Annotated in this window: 17 protein-coding genes; 9 read left to right on the top strand and 8 right to left on the bottom strand. The window is 61.5% G+C overall.

The genetic code is table 11. The features are described from left to right. Nucleotides 1–6: 6 nt before the first annotated feature. From FEV16_RS08980 to FEV16_RS08970, 3 genes are read right to left on the bottom strand one after another with little or no spacing between them, the layout of a single operon-like run. Nucleotides 7–552 carry a Smr/MutS family protein gene (locus FEV16_RS08980; RefSeq protein ID WP_138167291.1) on the bottom strand — a complete coding sequence of 182 codons (546 nt, stop codon included), beginning with the start codon at nt 550–552 and terminating at the stop codon, nt 7–9. After that, on the bottom strand, nt 549–1,667 hold the full coding sequence (locus FEV16_RS08975; protein WP_138167290.1) for an MltA domain-containing protein: 1,119 nt from the start codon (nt 1,665–1,667) through the stop codon (nt 549–551). Before FEV16_RS08975 ends, FEV16_RS08980 begins: the two co-directional genes overlap by 4 nt. Nucleotides 1,668–1,669: 2 nt before the next feature. Further along, entirely contained in the window at nt 1,670–2,371 is a 702-nt protein-coding gene (locus FEV16_RS08970; protein ID WP_138167289.1) for a Tim44/TimA family putative adaptor protein, read from the bottom strand. Between the two features lie 112 nt (nt 2,372–2,483). On the opposite strand from FEV16_RS08970, the gene FEV16_RS08965 reads away from it, so the two are divergent. Together FEV16_RS08965 and secB are read left to right on the top strand one after the other, a co-directional pair. Beyond that, a complete protein-coding gene (locus tag FEV16_RS08965; RefSeq protein WP_246657245.1) occupies nt 2,484–2,957 on the top strand; it encodes an FxsA family protein in 474 nt (157 codons plus the stop codon). 80 nt (nt 2,958–3,037) lie between these two features. Then, entirely contained in the window at nt 3,038–3,526 is a 489-nt protein-coding gene (gene secB / locus FEV16_RS08960; protein WP_138167287.1) for a protein-export chaperone SecB, read from the top strand. Here the strand turns inward: secB and dnaQ are convergent. From dnaQ to FEV16_RS08945, 3 genes are read right to left on the bottom strand one after another with little or no spacing between them, the layout of a single operon-like run. Next, nucleotides 3,523–4,236 (bottom strand): DNA polymerase III subunit epsilon, encoded by a 714-nt coding sequence (gene dnaQ, locus FEV16_RS08955; RefSeq protein WP_138167286.1) that lies wholly within the window; start codon nt 4,234–4,236, stop codon nt 3,523–3,525. The two genes, secB and dnaQ, sit on opposite strands and share 4 nt — an antisense overlap. 3 nt (nt 4,237–4,239) lie before the next feature. Further along, nucleotides 4,240–4,830 (bottom strand): dephospho-CoA kinase, encoded by a 591-nt coding sequence (gene coaE / locus FEV16_RS08950; protein ID WP_138167459.1) that lies wholly within the window; start codon nt 4,828–4,830, stop codon nt 4,240–4,242. An 11-nt stretch (nt 4,831–4,841) separates the two neighbouring features. After that, nucleotides 4,842–5,462, bottom strand: coding sequence for a Maf family protein (locus FEV16_RS08945; protein ID WP_246657244.1), 621 nt, complete (start codon nt 5,460–5,462; stop codon nt 4,842–4,844). A gap of 403 nt (nt 5,463–5,865) precedes the next feature. Between FEV16_RS08945 and hemE the strand changes: the two genes are divergently transcribed. From hemE to rho, 3 genes are all read left to right on the top strand, one after another. Continuing rightward, the gene (gene hemE / locus FEV16_RS08940) at nt 5,866–6,897 is read left to right on the top strand and encodes a uroporphyrinogen decarboxylase (protein WP_138167458.1); all 1,032 of its coding nucleotides are present in this window, start codon (nt 5,866–5,868) and stop codon (nt 6,895–6,897) included. Nucleotides 6,898–6,899: 2 nt separating this feature from the next. After that, on the top strand, nt 6,900–7,319 hold the full coding sequence (hemJ, locus tag FEV16_RS08935) for a protoporphyrinogen oxidase HemJ (RefSeq protein WP_138167284.1): 420 nt from the start codon (nt 6,900–6,902) through the stop codon (nt 7,317–7,319). Between the two features lie 241 nt (nt 7,320–7,560). Continuing rightward, on the top strand, nt 7,561–8,826 hold the full coding sequence (gene rho, locus FEV16_RS08930) for a transcription termination factor Rho (protein WP_138167283.1): 1,266 nt from the start codon (nt 7,561–7,563) through the stop codon (nt 8,824–8,826). A 28-nt stretch (nt 8,827–8,854) separates the two neighbouring features. Here rho and FEV16_RS08925 read toward each other — a convergent pair whose 3' ends face one another. Together FEV16_RS08925 and FEV16_RS08920 are read right to left on the bottom strand one after the other, a co-directional pair. Continuing rightward, a complete protein-coding gene (locus tag FEV16_RS08925; RefSeq protein ID WP_138167282.1) occupies nt 8,855–9,862 on the bottom strand; it encodes a hypothetical protein in 1,008 nt (335 codons plus the stop codon). Nucleotides 9,863–9,882: 20 nt separating this feature from the next. After that, nucleotides 9,883–10,704 (bottom strand): DUF6345 domain-containing protein, encoded by an 822-nt coding sequence (locus tag FEV16_RS08920; RefSeq protein WP_138167281.1) that lies wholly within the window; start codon nt 10,702–10,704, stop codon nt 9,883–9,885. Between the two features lie 921 nt (nt 10,705–11,625). Here FEV16_RS08920 and mnmE point away from each other — a divergent pair. Genes mnmE through FEV16_RS08900 form a run of 4 tightly spaced genes read left to right on the top strand, consistent with a single transcriptional unit; the run spans nt 11,626 to nt 16,237 of the window. Beyond that, nucleotides 11,626–12,924 carry a tRNA uridine-5-carboxymethylaminomethyl(34) synthesis GTPase MnmE gene (gene mnmE, locus FEV16_RS08915; protein WP_138167280.1) on the top strand — a complete coding sequence of 433 codons (1,299 nt, stop codon included), beginning with the start codon at nt 11,626–11,628 and terminating at the stop codon, nt 12,922–12,924. A gap of 27 nt (nt 12,925–12,951) precedes the next feature. After that, nucleotides 12,952–14,793, top strand: a complete 1,842-nt coding sequence (mnmG, locus tag FEV16_RS08910; RefSeq protein ID WP_138167279.1) for a tRNA uridine-5-carboxymethylaminomethyl(34) synthesis enzyme MnmG — start codon at nt 12,952–12,954, stop codon at nt 14,791–14,793. Then, nucleotides 14,790–15,428, top strand: a complete 639-nt coding sequence (rsmG, locus tag FEV16_RS08905; protein ID WP_138167278.1) for a 16S rRNA (guanine(527)-N(7))-methyltransferase RsmG — start codon at nt 14,790–14,792, stop codon at nt 15,426–15,428. Before mnmG ends, rsmG begins: the two co-directional genes overlap by 4 nt. Beyond that, complete coding sequence (locus FEV16_RS08900; RefSeq protein ID WP_138167277.1) at nt 15,425–16,237, top strand: ParA family protein; 813 nt, start codon at nt 15,425–15,427, stop codon at nt 16,235–16,237. The genes rsmG and FEV16_RS08900 overlap by 4 nt, the downstream gene beginning before the upstream one ends. The last annotated feature ends 1 nt before the right edge of the window (nt 16,238 follow it).

Raw genomic sequence — 16,238 nt, 5'->3', positions numbered from 1 at the left:
CGCGCTCTATCGCGCGCGATCGGCGCGGCGGATGCGCACATAAAGCGCGCCTTCGCCGCCATGATGGCGCGCGGCTTCGCCAAAGCCCACGACCACGTCGCGCAAATTCGGGGCTTCGAGCCACATCGGCACCACGCGGCGCAGCACGCCGCCCTCTTCCCGCGTCAGCCCCTTCCCCGTCACGACAATAGCGATGCGCGCGCCATTCCCTTGGCACCTGCGCAGGAACGCCGTTAAGGCGCGCTGCGCCTCGGACTGTCGCATGCCGTGAAGATCGAGCTTGGCGTCGACTTCGAGTCGGCCGCGCTTGATCTTCGTGAAGGTGCGCGAGTCGATGTCGACCGGCCCTGGCGGAGGCTTTGGCGCTGGCGGCCGATCGTGAGCGATAGAGGCCGCCGGAGGCGGCGCGCCCGTCTCGAGGGAAGGCGAGGATGGCGCCGGCTTTTTCGGACGCGCGCGCGAAGGCCGGACGTCGGCCGTCACCGTCGTCCAGAGCTCCGCTTCGGCCTGCGAAAGCCGGCGCGCATAGCGGCGAGTATTTTCCTCCCTCACGGACCGTCCCCAACGTCCTTCGGCAGCAGCACGATCATATGGGCGGCGTGACGCACGTCGCCAGCGCGACGACCCGCCGCTTCGCCCGCGCCGAAGAAAAGATCGGCGCGCGCAGGCCCAATTATGGCAGATCCGGTGTCCTGCGCGATCATCAAGCGGCGAAATTGCGTTTCCGTTTCTTCCTGCCAGGGAATTCGCGCATCAATCCAGAAAGGGAGGCCGTAGCACCAGATCGAACGGTCCACGGCGATCGATCGAAGCGGCGTCAACGGCGCGCCCTGACCCCCGATTGGGCCAATCCTTCGTCGTTCCGATTTGTCGATCTGAAAGAACACGTAGGAGCGATTTTCCTGCATCAGCCGCCGACCCGGTTCGCCAGGAGCGGTTCCGAGCCTTCGCAACGTCTCCTTCATCACATCGAGCGACATCTCGGCTTGCGCCACCAGCCCGCGCTCGATCATCAGCCGACCAATGGAAGTGTAGGGCCATCCGTTGCGCCCGTCATAGGTGAGCGCCAGGGCGGGGCCGCCCGGTAGACGCAATCGCGCCGAACCTTGCACCTGAATGAGAAACAATTCGACGGGATCACGGACATAGGCGAGAGGATGCGCGCTCGGCGCCGCGCCTTCCTCTTCGATCGCGCGCCGGTCTGGATAGGGCGCCAGCGCGCCATCAGCCCGACGTCGCGCGCTTGTCAGCTTCTCGCCGGAAGACAATACAAGAGGCGCGTCGTTCAGCGTTACGAGATCGAGAGGACGCGACAGAACCGGCGTTACGAAGCCCGACTCCGGCGACAGTCTCGCGTCGACCTCAACTTCATAATAGGCGGTGACGAAGCCTGGCGTCTTGATGACGTGAAGACGAAACCAGTCCCGAAAGAAAGAGGCGGGATCATTGGCGCCGTCGAGCGCCACGCGCGCGGCTGCAAGGAGCGATTGCGGCGGCGGAACCGCGCTGCGCTGCTCTTTCGCGCCGGCGACGATGATTTCGGCGGAACGCCGGAAAGCTTGGAAAGCCGCGGAAAGATCGTCGGCCGAAAAGCCGTCGATCTCTTCGAACTCTATTCTTTGCAACAGATCGGAAGCGGAAAACTGCGGCGCATTTTCCGTCGACATTCTCAGTCTTCGGCTTGCGTCGCGACGAGCTTCCAGTTCGGATCGCTGGCCTTAGAATCGCGCGCGAAGGTCCAGCGTTCGACGACCTTGCGCGTCTGCCCGCCATCGATGGTTTCGCCGGCCTTGTCCCGACGCACGCTCATCAGCCGGACGACGAAACGCACCGTCACCTCATTGCGGCCGGCGACTGCCTGGGCGGCGTCGACCGTCGCCGAGTCGATCGCGACCACCGCGGTCTCCATCGTTTCGCCCTGCTGCTCGCGCCGCGCGATTTCCGAGGAGAACCCATCGAAAACGTCCTGCGACAGGAGCGGCTTCAAGGTCTCCCGGTCGCCCTTGGCGAAAGCGGTGACAATGAGGTCGTATGCGCGGCGCGCGCCGCTGAGGAAAGCTTTGCCGTCGAAGCTGGGATCGGAGGCCGCCACGGCGTCGAGGCCGCTCCAGGCGGAAGCGACGCCTTTCTCAGCCACGCCCTCCCAACGCTCGGCGCCGCTTGGCCGCGAAGGCGTTTCTGCGACGGGCGCAGCGCCCGGCATGGGCGCCAGCGTGGCGGGCGCGGGCCGCCGCGGCGCAAAGCGGGCGGGCGGCGGGGTTTCGCGATCCACCCGCATTCCGAGCACCGAGCGCAGCTTCCAGATGACGAAAACCGCGAGCGCCGCGAAAACGATAAGGGTCGGATCAAAGAGATCGCCGGAGCCCGGCATTAGCAACTCCCGAATAAATCTGTGGTCGGCTATCATGTCGCTTCGCACATGTCACGAATCAAGGGGCGGGCGTATTGCCGCGGACGGAGCGCGCGTAGAAGGCAAGACACGGATGAATTCGGTGAATTCGAAGCTTATCGGCGCAGCGCTTGCAGCATGGATCGTGCTGGAGATTCTCTCCTTCGCGCTCGTCGTGCGCGCCGTGGGGCTTCTCGTGGCGATTGCGCTCGCCATTGGCGCTTCGCTTCTCGGCCTTTCCGACGTCAAGCGCCTTCTCGACTTCCTTCGCGCGCGGGTCGCCGCCAAGGCGAAAGGCGACAGCGGCGTCATGGTTGACGGCGCGATGCTGGACGGCGCGATGCAGGCGCTCGCCTCGATCCTTCTCATTCTGCCAGGTTTCGCCTCCGATTTCGTCGGACTGGCGCTGAAATCCCCTTCAGTGCGGGAAAACGTCGCGCGGCGATTACGCGCTCGATCGGGCGTCGCCGACCCTCGCCTGATCGATCTCGACCCTCGCGAATGGCGCCGCGAAGCGCGCAGCGCGGGGGGCAGGCCGCGGCGCGGCGCGGCGAAACAGGAGCGATGAGGACGCGCCTTGTTCGCATCTAATAGACGTGTTAGGCGGGCGCGAATTCTCGTTGCAACGGCTCTGCTGGAGACCCTTACATGACCGATACGAATGGCAACGGCGCGCAAGAAGCGCCGGGCGGCGCTCCGGCTCTCAATTCGCTCGCTCAATATTTGAAGGATTTCTCCTTCGAGAATCCCAATGCGCCGCGTTCGCTCGGTCCGCAGGAGAAGGCGCCCAACATTTCGATCCAGGTCAACGTCAACGCCAAGCAACTGGCGCCGACGGACTTTGAAGTAGGGCTGACCCTCGACTGCAAGGCCGGCGAGGGAGATGGGCTGCTCTTCAAGCTCGACCTCGAATATGGCGGCGTGTTCCGGCTCGTGAACATTCCCGAAGAGCAAATTCATCCGATCGTGATGATCGAATGTCCGCGCATGCTGTTTCCCTTCGTAAGACAGATCGTGGCGGACGCGACCAGCAAAGGCGGCTATCCGCCGCTCTATATCGACCCGATCGACTTCGTCGCGCTCTATCAGCAAAAGACGGCCGAAGCCGCGGGCCAGGCGACAACTCAGCCGAATTAGCCAGCGACGCTCGCCTCAGCTTCGTCGGTGGCGAGATAGCGATCCCAGATCGGCGATTTCATCGTCGCGACGAAAATAACGTGGGCCGCCTCCTCGGCCGCGCTCAACCGCGGCGGGAGAGGTTTGGCGCGACGCGTCAGCAAATCGCCTGACGCGGCGATACGCACGGCATGGACCGTCCGAAGCGACAGCGCCGCCTGCCGCCCGCCGCAAAGCTCGGCATAGACCTCAGCCAGTAGATTGGCGTCGAGTAGAGCGCCGTGTTTGTCGCGACGAGAAAGATCGATCGCGTAGCGCTGGCACAGAGCGTCGAGAGAGTTGGGGCCGCCGGGGTGGCGGCGGCGCGCCATGGCGAGCGTGTCGACAATGCGCGCGCCGCCCAATGGCGGCAAATTCATAAGCGCGAATTCGGCGTTGAGAAAGCGCGTGTCGAATTCGGCGTTATGAATGACAAGCGGCGCATCCTCGATAAAATCGAGAAATGCGCCCGCGATCTCCTTAAAGACTTTGTGCTGCGCGAGGAATTCGCGAGAGAGCCCATGCACGCGAAACGCCTCTTCCGGCATGTCGCGCTCTGGATCGACATAGCAATGAAAATAGCGGCCGGTCGGGATGAGATTGGAGATCTCGACCGCCCCGATCTCGACGACGCGATGGCCGCTCGATGGATCGAGCCCCGTCGTTTCAGTATCGAGAACGATCTCGCGCATTCTTCATCCAAGCCGCGCTTCAAGCGCCTTTATGATGTTTCGCACCTCTTCGCGCGCTGCGTCCAGACCCTTGTCGGTATGCACCACGAAATCGGCGCGGGCGCGCTTTTCTGAATCAGGCGTCTGCTTCGATAGAATGGACGCAAATTTCTCCGCCGTCATGCGTCCACGCGCAAGAACCCGCGCCTTTTGCACATCTTCCGGCGCGGTGACGACGACGATGGCGTCAAACTCATTTTCGGCGCCGGTTTCGAAGAGCAGCGGAATATCGAAGACGATGATGCGGTCGCCGATCTTTCGGCGCTCTTCGATCAAGGCGTCGCGCGCCTTCCACACCATTGGATGCACGATGTCTTCGAGACGTTTGAGCGCCACAGGATCGTTCAGAACGCGGTCGGCGAGCCGCTGCCGGTCCACAACGCCATCGGTGACGACGCCAGGGAAGGCGCGGTCAATCTCAGCTGCGGCGGGGCCTTTGTAGAGATCGTGCACGAGCCGATCCGAATCGAGCACCTCTATGCCTTCAGCGCGGAACATATCGGTCGTCGTCGACTTGCCCATGCCGATCGAGCCGGTAAGACCGACGCGGAGCATCTTTTGCCCGCTCACGAGAGAAGCGCTCCCTCGCGTCGAAGCGCCTCGAGAACCGCCAGAAGGGGTAGGCCCATGATTGTCCAATGATCGCCTTCGACCTTCGAGAAGAGTTGCGCGCCTAAGCCTTCGATCTGATAGGCGCCCGCTGAGGTCAACGTATCTTTTCCAACCGCCGCGAGATAGGCGGCGATGAATTCATCAGTGAGCTTGCGCATCGTCAGGTCAGCGACTCCGACGGTCTCGAAAATGATCGCGCCGTCGCGGACGAGCGCAATCGCCGAATGCAGCCGGTGTCGCCGCCCGGAAAGAAACCGCAGGAGTGCTTCGGCCTCCTGCATATTTGCGGGTTTGCCGAAAATCCTGCCTTCGCAGCTTGCGACCTGATCGGCGCCAAGAACGAGCCGCCCTGGAGCGGAAATCGCGAGCGCCTTGGCGCGCGCCAAAGCTAGAGCAATCGCGTCGGCGTCAGCGCCTCCAAGACTAGATTCGATTGCGCGTTCGTCAACGTCCGCCGGAATCGATTCGAACGGCACGCCCGAATGCAGCAGCGCCTGACGGCGGCCAGCGCTTTTCGAGGCGAGAATCAGCGGCGCCGATTCGCGCCAGAAGGGAAAGGTCTGCTGGTCGATCACATCCACAGCCCCTGCGCATAAGCCGAAGAGCGGGGATAAAGCGCCGCTGAAATTTGCGGCGCTTCGGTCAGCGGGAAAAGCTCGGCCAAGCGCTCAACAGGCAAAGTCCTGTCGAACGGAATTTGGAAGGAGCCGGCATTCCAGGGATTCACAGGCGGTCCACAATCATCTGCGCCGAGAATTTCCGATATACCGATGATTCCATTTGCCGTCCGGATTTTTCCCGCGCTTCTCGAGGCCGCTGGGCGTTCGCCGATCGCCTGTGGGCGACTGGTTAATGAAAATTAACCTTCGTGCCTTCCGAGATACAAATAAAGAATCAATTCCTTTTAAAATGAATTTTCTTTTAACGCCGATTCACGCTACGCCGACTCCAATGAACGATACGGAGGGATTAAACGGGATGGCGGAGGAAAAGGCGCTTCTTTCGGTTCTGCGTGGAGAAGCGCGAAAAATTCCGCCCTTGTGGCTGATGCGTCAGGCCGGTCGATACCTTCCCGAATATCGCGAGGTGCGGGCGACCGCGGAAAGTTTCCTCGATTTCTGCTACTCGCCAAAAAAGGCTGCGGAAGTGACGCTGCAGCCGATCCGGCGCTTTCACTTCGACGCCGCTATCCTCTTTTCCGACATTCTAGTCGTGCCCGACGCCATGGGTCAGCTTGTGTCGTTCGAGACCGGCGCCGGGCCGCGACTCGAGCCGATCGAAACGCCGGCGCAGGCTGCGCGACTCGGCGAGTTCAAGATTGAACATCTTTCGCCCGTCTTCGAGACGATCGATCTGGTGAAAGCGGCGCTTCCGTCCGACGTCGCCTTCATCGGTTTTTGCGGCGCGCCCTTCACCGTGGCGAGTTACATGATCGCCGGACAAGGAACGCCGGATCAGGGGCCGGCGCGTCTCTTCGCTTATCGCTACCCCGAAGCATTTGCGAAGCTGATCGACCAGCTGGTTGAGGCTTCGATCGACTATCTGGCGCGTCAGATCGACGCTGGAGTTGAAGTTGTCCAGATTTTCGACAGCTGGGCTGGCGTCTTGCCGGCGCATGAATTCCAGCGTTGGTCGGCTGAGCCGGTTCGCCGCATCATTGAAGGCGTCAAGGCGCGTCATCAGCGAACGCCGGTGATCGCCTTCGTGCGCGGTGCCGACGCGCATTTGCCGAAACTCACGCAGACCGTCGGCGCCGATGGCTATGGGATCGATACGGCGCTCGATCCTGCATGGGCTGTCGCCCAAACTGCGCGCAATGTTCCGCTGCAAGGCAATCTCGATCCGCTGGCGCTTGTCGCTGGCGCAGATGCGCTCGACCGCGAAATCGATTCCATTCTCGCGGCATTCAAAGGCCGGCCGCATATTTTCAATCTCGGTCATGGCATCTTGCAGCAAACGCCGATTGAAAATGTCGAACGGCTTGTCGCTCGCGTGCGACGGGGGGCGTGACCATGTACGCATGGATTAAGGCGCTGCATGTCATCGCCATCATCTCCTGGATGGCGGGGCTTCTCTATCTGCCGCGGCTCTTCGTCTATCATGCGAGCGCCAGCGCGGGCCCGCTTTCCGATACCTTCAAGATCATGGAGCGCCGACTCTATCGCTATATCATGACGCCGGCAATGCTCGTCGCCTGGATCACGGGTCTCTATCTCGCGATCGAGGGAGGGGCGCTGTCGTCGGGCTGGTTTCACGCAAAAGCGACGCTCGTCGTGCTTCTCACCGCCGCACATATCTATGACGGCGCGCTGCTGCGCCGTTTCGCGGAAGACGCCAATGTTCATTCGCCGCGCTATTACCGCGTCGTTAATGAATTGCCGACCTTGCTCATGATCGGCGTGGTCATTCTGGTGATCGTCAAGCCGTTCTGAATCATATGAAGCGACCAAGAGGGACGGCTGTCCTGGTCGGATCGGCTTTTTCAGGGGCTAAAGCGCGCTCTTGATTCGCATCTCAAAATTGTCTAAGGGAGCTTATCCCTCTGAGGCCCGTGTCTGCTTGTAGCGGCATCGCCGGAATTTCCGCCGGCGCTCGGGAAGGCCATATTCCCCGCCCCACCGCTTATCCCCGGCTTCTCTCCACCTGCGCCCAAATACCCAAGGTTCATCCTGAATGCGGGAAATTAAACTTTCGGACTTGAAGGCCAAGTCCGCCGCCGAACTCCTCGCTTTCGCCGAAGAGCATGAAGTCGAGAATGCCTCTCTCCTGCGCAAACAGGAGCTTCTCTTCGCTATCCTGAAGCAATTCGGGAGCCGGGACGTCGAAATCGTCGGCGAAGGCGTCGTCGAAGTGTTGCAGGACGGCTTCGGCTTTCTGCGCTCGCCCGACGCGAATTATCTCGCCGGTCCCGACGACATCTACGTCTCACCCTCGCAAATCCGGAAATTCGGACTGCGCACCGGCGACACGGTCGAGGGCATGATCCGAAGCCCCAAGGAGGGCGAGCGCTATTTCGCGCTCTTGAAGGTCAACAGCATCAATTTCGAAGATCCGGAGAAGGTGCGCCATAAGGTGCCCTTCGACAATCTGACGCCGCTCTATCCGGACGAGCGCCTCAAGCTCGAAATCGAAGACCCGACCAAGAAGGATCTGTCTTCCCGCGTCATCGATCTCGTTGCGCCGATCGGCAAAGGACAGCGTGCGCTGGTGGTTGCGCCGCCGCGCACCGGCAAGACGGTTCTTCTGCAGAATGTCGCGCAATCGATCACGACTAATCATCCGGAATGCTATCTCATCGTTCTTCTCATCGACGAGCGGCCTGAGGAAGTCACCGACATGCAGCGCAGCGTGCGCGGCGAAGTCGTGTCATCGACTTTCGACGAGCCGGCGGTGCGTCACGTGCAAGTCGCCGAAATGGTGATCGAGAAGGCGAAACGTCTCGTCGAACATCGCCGCGACGTGGTGATCCTGCTCGACTCGATCACGCGGCTCGGGCGCGCCTACAACACCGTCGTGCCGTCGTCCGGCAAGGTGTTGACCGGCGGCGTCGACGCCAACGCTCTGCAGCGGCCGAAGCGCTTCTTCGGCGCGGCGCGCAATATCGAGGAAGGCGGTTCGCTCACGATCATCGCGACGGCGCTGATCGACACCGGCTCGCGCATGGACGAAGTCATCTTCGAAGAGTTCAAAGGGACCGGCAACAGCGAGATCATTCTCGACCGCAAGGTCGCCGATAAGCGCGTCTTCCCGTCGATCGACATCACGCGCTCAGGCACCCGCAAGGAGGAGCTGCTTGTTGCAAGCGATATCCTCAAGAAGATGTATGTGCTGCGGCGTATCCTCAATCCGATGGGCACGGTCGACGCGATCGAATTCTTACTCGGAAAGCTGCGCGAGACGAAGAACAATCAGGGCTTCTTCGATTCGATGAATACTTAGTCGCCCTGAACGTCCTTAACGTCCGTCGTTATTTTCCAGGCTTCTGGGTTTGGTCAGGCGCCGGTTCGTGCGTTGGCGGCGTAAGGTCGACCGGCGGAGCATTCGCATCGACAAGCGAGAAACCGATCGTTTTGCGACGGCTGACCGCCATTTCGTTTTCGGGCGTTGGCGTCTGTAGCGAATAGGACACGACATAGAGCGGTTCGACGACGGATGAACGCTCCTTCTCCGGCATGACATACATGATCTTGGACCATGCGATGTTCGCTTTGGCCTTTTGAGCTGCGACGATGTCGCGCTCAAAGCGGCCGCGTAGAGCGTCCATCGACTGTTTTGGCTCAAGCCAACGACCACGTCCGGTTGGCTCTTCCATTTGCCTTCCCTGTTTCGATGCAACAGTCACGCCGCCCAGTCGCAGGCCGGACAAGCGTCCATTGGCGTGCACGGCCAAACGCAGGCCGGCATTCGCCAGTTCGATGCCATTGAGCACGCGCCGTAGAGTGATGCGATATTCAACACGCTTGCGCTCGCTGGCTTTTGACGCGCGCGAAGCGCCGCCAACCCAGGTGAAGCCCACATCGGCTTTTTCCCAATCATATTGGGCCGGATCGATCAGCTTCCGTTGTGCAAGCATGTCGAAAGCGTTGCGGGCGATTTTCATTGCGTCGCTTTGGGCGAGATCACGCTCGGGGGCGCGCGCGGAAAAAAGTTCCGTGTCGACGATCCTCAATTCATCGTAATCGGGCAGATAGGTCATTTCGAGCGAAGGCGCGTCGGGAATCATCACTTGCATACGACCCGCGCGGATATTTTTCACCGGTTCGACGACGGGAGTCTTCGCTCGGAGGTCGCGACCGGTGAGGATTTCGGCAGCCGAGCGGGCCAAATCCGAGATCGCTGATCCGTCGCGCTTCTTCCAGTTCATTTCAAAGGTCGCCACGCGTTTCGGAACGTCGGAAGTTTCTTGCGCGCGCGCTTCCGTCACTGCAAGCGACGTGGAAAATGCGAAGAGGGCGGTGAGATAAAAATTTTTCATAGTAGCCTCCTAAAAAATATTCAGCAGCCGCTGGCGCCATGATCGTACATAATCCAGCAGAACCAGCCCCAGGGCTCCGGCGGCGTGAAAAGCAGCGAGTCGCCACGCAATTTGGCTGTGTCACGAACCCAGTCGCAGTGACTTGAGTCGAGCCCGTGCGTCAGCGCGATCGGCGAATTGTCGCCAGTAAACCAGCCAGGACGATCTTCCATCTCGTCGATCCAGGCTCTCGCATTGGTCTTCGAGTTCGTCTCCTCGAAAAAATCGCGCGGCTGGTCGTCCTTGACCGAGGGCGAATTGTGATAGCCGAACTGCTGTCGAATTTCGTGATTGAAGTTGCGCGAAAGCGAATCGAGGTTCAGCGTGCAGCTCGTGACATACATGGCATACACGGCCTTGTTTCCGCCCTGCAGACCGAGCCGCGCCTGTGTTTCAAGATTGACCGTGCAGCGTCCGTTGCGCATGAATCCGAATTGAACGAGCGCACGATTGCCGTGGCCGGCGTATACCGTGAGTAGAAAGTTGTCGCCATACAGGTTGTCGACGCCGGATAATCCAGCCATCGTGGATTCAAAATAATCCTGCGGCCAGGCGTTTGAATTGGTCCATCGTTGCCCGCTCCAGCCATTGGAGTTGAGAGAGCTTCGCAGGCTCGACGTCACATCGTTCAGGTCGGCGTTCTCGCAACCATTGCCAGTAAAGTCGGTCGATTCATCGAGATAATATGTCTTGTCGGCCGATGCGGGTTGCGCGGCCAGAACGAGAAAGAGCCATGCGGCGAGAGAGCTCCGCGCGCCCCCGCTTTGAACTCGCGCTAAATGTTTTTGGACAATCGCAAACATTTTCACCTCCTCGATATAATTGCAAAAAAGCGCGGCGTTTAACGGCAGTCATGGAGAATTAACGTCCGCGGCGCATCGACCATCGATGCAACGCGGGGCGCGTAAAGGCGGGCAGTAGAGCCGCTCAATCTGCGGACACGTGGCGCCTTGCGCCATCGCCGATACGCGTTGCGCTTGGCTGGCGCGCACGGCGGTCGGACACCGGCAGCCTTTGACGCCGCCAGCGACTATGCATGGCTCGTCTGCCGCCATACATCGCTTGGCTTCGGCGACGATGCGATCGTAGTCGGCGATCGTGCTTTGCGCGCGCGCTGCTTGGAGAGAGAGATAAAGCATGAAGCCAATGCTCAATAAAATTGTTGCACGATACGTCGTTTCGACGCGCGCAAATTTTTTCGGACACGAGATACGAAGCACGGACATGGAAATTCTCCGGTGCTTACGTCGGCGGATATGAACTTTGAAATGACCGGTTGAAAAGACTCGCGAACCAGAAACGGCCAATGCGTCGAATGGTTCCTGCTAAACCCAACTTTTGATCGTGACCGTCGAGTTTTAGCGTTTTTAGGAAAATGAAAGGAGATAGCCGGCGTGACGGGCGCATGGCATGAGTCGCGTGATGATGATCGAAGCGTGGGGCAATCTTTTCAAACTTCGCCAATCTGTGGCCGATCGTCGGCCTCGCGTGGCGTCTGTAGCGGGTCGCGTCGCTCGCGATGCGCGTTTTGGCGAGCGTGCGGTCTTCTTTCGCAACGCCGCTGGCAAGGCCTGCGCGCTCGTCGAGCCGCGTCGAGGCGTCGCCTTGTCGTCGCCGGGCCTGTTTATTGTGCGGTGCAACATTATTGGGTTCGTCTGTTGGAATGCGGGCAGGCTGCCAGGAATTGTCTTAGCTGCACCTCATCGTCGCGAGGTTGGGACGCCATGACGTCGCCCGACACAATTTTTGCGCTTGGCACTGGCGCCGGGCGCTCGGCGATCGCCATCATTCGGATTTCCGGTCCGGGGGCGGGGGAGGCGCTCAAGGCGCTCGCCGGCAGGCTTCCCGAGCCGCGGCGGGCGACATTTGTGGTCCTGCGCGATCCGGCGAGTGGCGACATGCTAGATCGCGGGATCGCGCTGTTCTTTCCAGGACCCGCCTCCTCGACGGGCGAAGACTACGCGGAGCTGCAGCTCCACGGCGGCAGCGCCGTCATCGAGGGTACGCTTGCCGCGCTGCAGAGATTGCCCGGCCTGCGGCCGGCGGAGCCCGGCGAATTCGCCCGGCGCGGCTTCGCCAATGGCAAGCTCGATCTGTCTCAAGCCGAAGCGCTCGCCGATTTGATCGACGCGCAGACTGAAGGGCAGCGCCGCCAAGCGCTGAGGGTCGCCGGGGGCGCCCTGCGGCGCAAAGTCGAAGGCTGGCGGGGGGCTCTGGTCGATGCTTTGGCGCTTCTTGAAGTAGAACTCGATTTCAGCGACGAGGCCGACGTCGGCGGTTTTTCACAGGCGCAGCTCGGTGAAATGCTTTCTCCTGTCGCCGAAGACATGCGTGCAGCGCTACAGATCGCGCCGGCGTCCGAGCGCATGCGCGACGGCTTCACGGTCATCATTCTAGGGCGGCCAAACGTAGGAAAATCAACGCTGATCAACGCTCTGACCCAACGTGATCTCGCGATCGTTTCGGCGATTCCCGGCACGACCCGAGACATGATCGAGGCCCATCTCGACATTGGCGGACTTCCGGTCACGCTGATCGACACCGCGGGACTGCGCGAGGCGGCGGACGAAATTGAGCGGATCGGCGTCGATCGGACGCTCGCGCGGGTCGAGACCGCAGATCTGGCGCTATGGCTATCGGATGCGGCGGAGCCGCCGCCGCGCAGCGATATTGAAACGATCCACGTCGCGACCAAGACCGACCTCAGGCCAGCGGTTGATGCCGCAATCGGGGTCTGCGCCTTGAGCGGCGAGGGGCTCGAAACCCTTGCTGCGGCGATCGAAGCGCATGCCCGCGCCAGATTGGGCGACGGCGTGGCGGCGCTGATTACTAGGGAAAGGCATCGCCTGGCGCTTGAGCAGGCTGTGGCCAGCGTCGAAACCGTTATCGGCGGAGCAGGGGCGCTGGAGCTTCTGGCGGAAGATTTACGCCGCGCCGGTCAGGCGCTGGGCCGGATTGTTGGCGCCGTCGACGTCGAGGACGTTCTCGACGCAGTTTTCTCGCGTTTCTGTATTGGCAAATGATATGTTTCACGTGAAACAGATCCAAGCATGAAGAGCTTCGATGTCATTGTGATCGGCGGCGGGCACGCCGGCTGCGAGGCGGCGGCCGCGGCGGCGCGCCTTGGCGCGCGCACCGCGCTCGTGACACAGAACCGCAAAAAAATTGGTGAAATGTCTTGCAATCCCGCGATTGGCGGATTGGGAAAGGGCCAGCTGGTTCGGGAGATCGACGCGCTCGACGGCCTGATGGGGCGCGTCGCCGACGCCGCCGGAATCCAATTCCGCGTTCTCAACCGCTCCAAGGGCCCGGCCGTGTGGGGTCCGCGCGCCCAAGCCGATCGCAGGCTCTATCGCGCGGCGATGCAAGCGGCGCTCGACGAAACGGAAAATCTGACGACCGTCGAAGCCTCTGTCGAAGACCTGCTGATGGAAAACGACGCCATTCGCGGCGTCGTCACCGCTAACGGCGAAATTCGCGCCCCGGCCGTCGTCGTTTCGACCGGCACCTTTCTCGGCGGGGTGATCCATATCGGCGACGAACGCACGCCGGCCGGCCGGATGGGCGACGCGCCCTCAAACGCGTTGAGCCGACGATTGCGGGCGGCGGGCTTTGCTGTGGCGCGTCTCAAGACCGGCACGCCGCCGCGGCTCGACGGGCGCACCATCCGCTGGGGAGCGCTCGAAGAACAATGGGGCGATCCGACGCCCGAGCCCTTCTCCTATCTGACGACGAAGATTGAAAACCGTCAGATCGCCTGCGGAGTCACCCGCACGACGCCGGCCGCGCATCAGATCATCCTCGACGATCTGCACCGCTCGCCCTTGCGCACGGGGGCGATATCCGGCCCAGGACCTCGCTACTGTCCCTCGATCGAGGACAAGGTGACCCGCTTCGCCGACCGCGAAGCGCACCAGATCTTTCTTGAACCCGAAGGGCTCGACGACCACATCGTCTATCCGAACGGCGTCTCGACCTCTCTGCCGCTGGCGACCCAGCAGGCCTTCATCAACGCCATTCCTGGGCTGGAGGAAGCGCGCATTCTGCGGCCGGGCTATGCGATCGAATATGATTATGTCGATCCGCGCGAACTTGCGGCGACGCTCGAAACCAAGCGGATTTGCGGACTTTTCTTCGCCGGGCAGATCAACGGCACGACGGGCTACGAAGAGGCCGCGGCGCAGGGGATCGTCGCTGGGATCAGCGCGGCGCGCCATGTGGCTGGAAAGAGCGCAATCGTCTTCGATCGCGCCGAAGCCTATCTCGGCGTCATGATCGACGATCTCGTTACGCGCGGGGTCAGCGAGCCCTATCGCATGTTCACTTCGCGCGCCGAATATCGCCTGTCGCTGCGCGCAGACAACGCGGACGAGCGCCTAACGCCGCGGGGCGTCGAGATCGGATGCGTGAGCGCCTGCCGCGCGTTCCATTATGCCGCCCGCGCCGCCAGCCTTGAGGCTGGGCGAAGGATGCTGCAGGCGCGGGAACTGACATCGGCCGCAGCGCGCCGACACGGCCTGCCGGTCAATCAGGACGGCTTGCGCCGCACCGCCTATGCGCTGCTGTCCTTTCCGGACATCACCCTGGATCGGCTAACCTCGATTTGGCCTGAGCTCAGCGAAATTGATCCCGCAATTGGGGAGCGGCTCGAGAACGAGGCGCGCTATGCCGTCTATCTCGATAGGCAGCAGGCCGATATTGACGCGTATCGACGCGACGAACGCTTGGCGCTCCCGGAGGGTCTCGACTATGCGTCGATCGCCGGCCTGTCGGCGGAATTGCGTGGAAAGCTGAGTTTTCTGAGGCCGCGCACGATCGGCCAGGCGCAGCGCATCGACGGCATGACTCCTTCTGCGCTGACGCTGCTGGCGGCGCGGGCGCGCCGCGCGTGAAAGCAGACGCCGGCCGGGAGGAGGCGCTGGATCTCTTCCCGGAACTCAAGCCAATCGAAGCGGAGCTTGAACTCTACGCGGCGCTGCTGAAGCGCTGGCAGGCAAAGATTAATCTCGTTTCCTCCCCCACAATCGACGAAATTTGGCTAAGGCATTTCGCTGATTCCGCGCAGATTCAGGCCGTCGCGCCGAATATCAGGCGCTGGGCGGATATGGGATCCGGCGCCGGCTTTCCAGCGCTGGTGACCGCTCTCCTCCTGAAGGACCAGCCGAACGCTGTCATTCACCTGATCGAGAGCGATCAGCGCAAGGCCGGCTTCCTGCGCGCTGTTTCACGTGAAACACGCGCGCCAGCCATCGTTCACGCTGAGCGCATCGAGAAGGTGATTCCAACGCTGGCCGGCCAAATTGACGGCGTCAGCGCCCGCGCCCTCGCGCCGCTGACGCGCCTGGTTGAGCTTGCCGAAAAACCGCTGCAGCAGGGCGCCATTGGCGTATTTTTAAAAGGGGAAGAGTGGCGAGACGAATTGACCGCGGTTCAAGCGCTGGGTAGCTTTAGCTGCGAATCGACGGAAAGCCGCACGCGCAAGGGCGCGCGCATCGTCGTCGTCAAGCGCAAGGCTTCCCCATCGTGACCGCTTCCTCTTCGCCGCGCATTCTTGTGCTGGCCAATCAAAAGGGCGGCGTGGGAAAGACGACCACCGCCATCAATCTCGGAACGGCGCTTGCCGCGGTCGGCGAGGAAGTTCTCGTCATCGACCTTGATCCGCAGGGCAACGCCTCGACGGGCCTCGGAATTGATCGTCAGCACCGGCCGATCTCGACCTATGACGTGCTGCTCGGCGAATCGAGTCTCGCCGACGCCATCGTCGCCACAGCGGTGCCGCGCCTCTCAATCGCGCCTTCGACGCTCGATCTTCTCGGGGTCGAGCTTGAAATCGCTAATGACAAGGATCGCGCCTTTAGGTTGAAGCGTGCGTTTGCGGAGTTGGCGGCCGATCACGATGAGGAGCGCCGTTATAACTATATCTTGATCGACTGCCCGCCGTCACTTAACCTATTGACAATAAATGCGTTAGCCAGCAGCGACGCCGTCGTCGTGCCGCTGCAGTGCGAATTTTTCGCGCTGGAGGGCCTATCGCAGCTGCTCTCGACTGTCGATCAGGTCAAACAGACGCTCAACCAAAAGTTGTCTATCCATGGCGTCGTTCTGACCATGTATGACCCGCGCAACAATCTGGCGAACCAGGTCGCCGCCGATGTGCGCCGCTTCATGGGCGAGAAGGTCTATGACACCATGATCCCGCGAAACGTCAGGGTCTCCGAGGCGCCATCGCATGGCAAGCCGGTGCTGCTCTATGACCTCAAATGCTCCGGCAGTCAGGCCTATTTGAAACTCGCCTCGGAGGTGATCCAGCGCGAGAAGCGGCTGCGCGCGGCTTAAG

Source organism: Methylocystis sp. B8 (genome assembly GCF_005771425.1).
GTDB lineage: Bacteria > Pseudomonadota > Alphaproteobacteria > Rhizobiales > Beijerinckiaceae > Methylocystis.
This window is presented reverse-complemented; position numbering and strand designations above follow the sequence as displayed.

Excerpts from the sequence above, each read along its gene's own strand:
- mnmE (WP_138167280.1), top strand. The coding sequence starts at position 11,626 with ATGACGTCGCCCGACACAATTTTTGCGCTTGGCACTGGCGCCGGGCGC.
- hemJ (WP_138167284.1), top strand. The coding sequence starts at position 6,900 with ATGTACGCATGGATTAAGGCGCTGCATGTCATCGCCATCATCTCCTGG.
- secB (WP_138167287.1), top strand. The coding sequence starts at position 3,038 with ATGACCGATACGAATGGCAACGGCGCGCAAGAAGCGCCGGGCGGCGCT.
- FEV16_RS08920 (WP_138167281.1), bottom strand. The coding sequence starts at position 10,704 with ATGTTTGCGATTGTCCAAAAACATTTAGCGCGAGTTCAAAGCGGGGGC.
- FEV16_RS08970 (WP_138167289.1), bottom strand. The coding sequence starts at position 2,371 with ATGCCGGGCTCCGGCGATCTCTTTGATCCGACCCTTATCGTTTTCGCG.
- FEV16_RS08925 (WP_138167282.1), bottom strand. The coding sequence starts at position 9,862 with ATGAAAAATTTTTATCTCACCGCCCTCTTCGCATTTTCCACGTCGCTT.
- coaE (WP_138167459.1), bottom strand. The coding sequence starts at position 4,830 with ATGCTCCGCGTCGGTCTTACCGGCTCGATCGGCATGGGCAAGTCGACG.
- mnmG (WP_138167279.1), top strand. The coding sequence starts at position 12,952 with ATGAAGAGCTTCGATGTCATTGTGATCGGCGGCGGGCACGCCGGCTGC.
- hemE (WP_138167458.1), top strand. The coding sequence starts at position 5,866 with ATGGCGGAGGAAAAGGCGCTTCTTTCGGTTCTGCGTGGAGAAGCGCGA.
- dnaQ (WP_138167286.1), bottom strand. The coding sequence starts at position 4,236 with ATGCGCGAGATCGTTCTCGATACTGAAACGACGGGGCTCGATCCATCG.
- rho (WP_138167283.1), top strand. The coding sequence starts at position 7,561 with ATGCGGGAAATTAAACTTTCGGACTTGAAGGCCAAGTCCGCCGCCGAA.
- FEV16_RS08965 (WP_246657245.1), top strand. The coding sequence starts at position 2,484 with ATGAATTCGGTGAATTCGAAGCTTATCGGCGCAGCGCTTGCAGCATGG.
- FEV16_RS08975 (WP_138167290.1), bottom strand. The coding sequence starts at position 1,667 with ATGTCGACGGAAAATGCGCCGCAGTTTTCCGCTTCCGATCTGTTGCAA.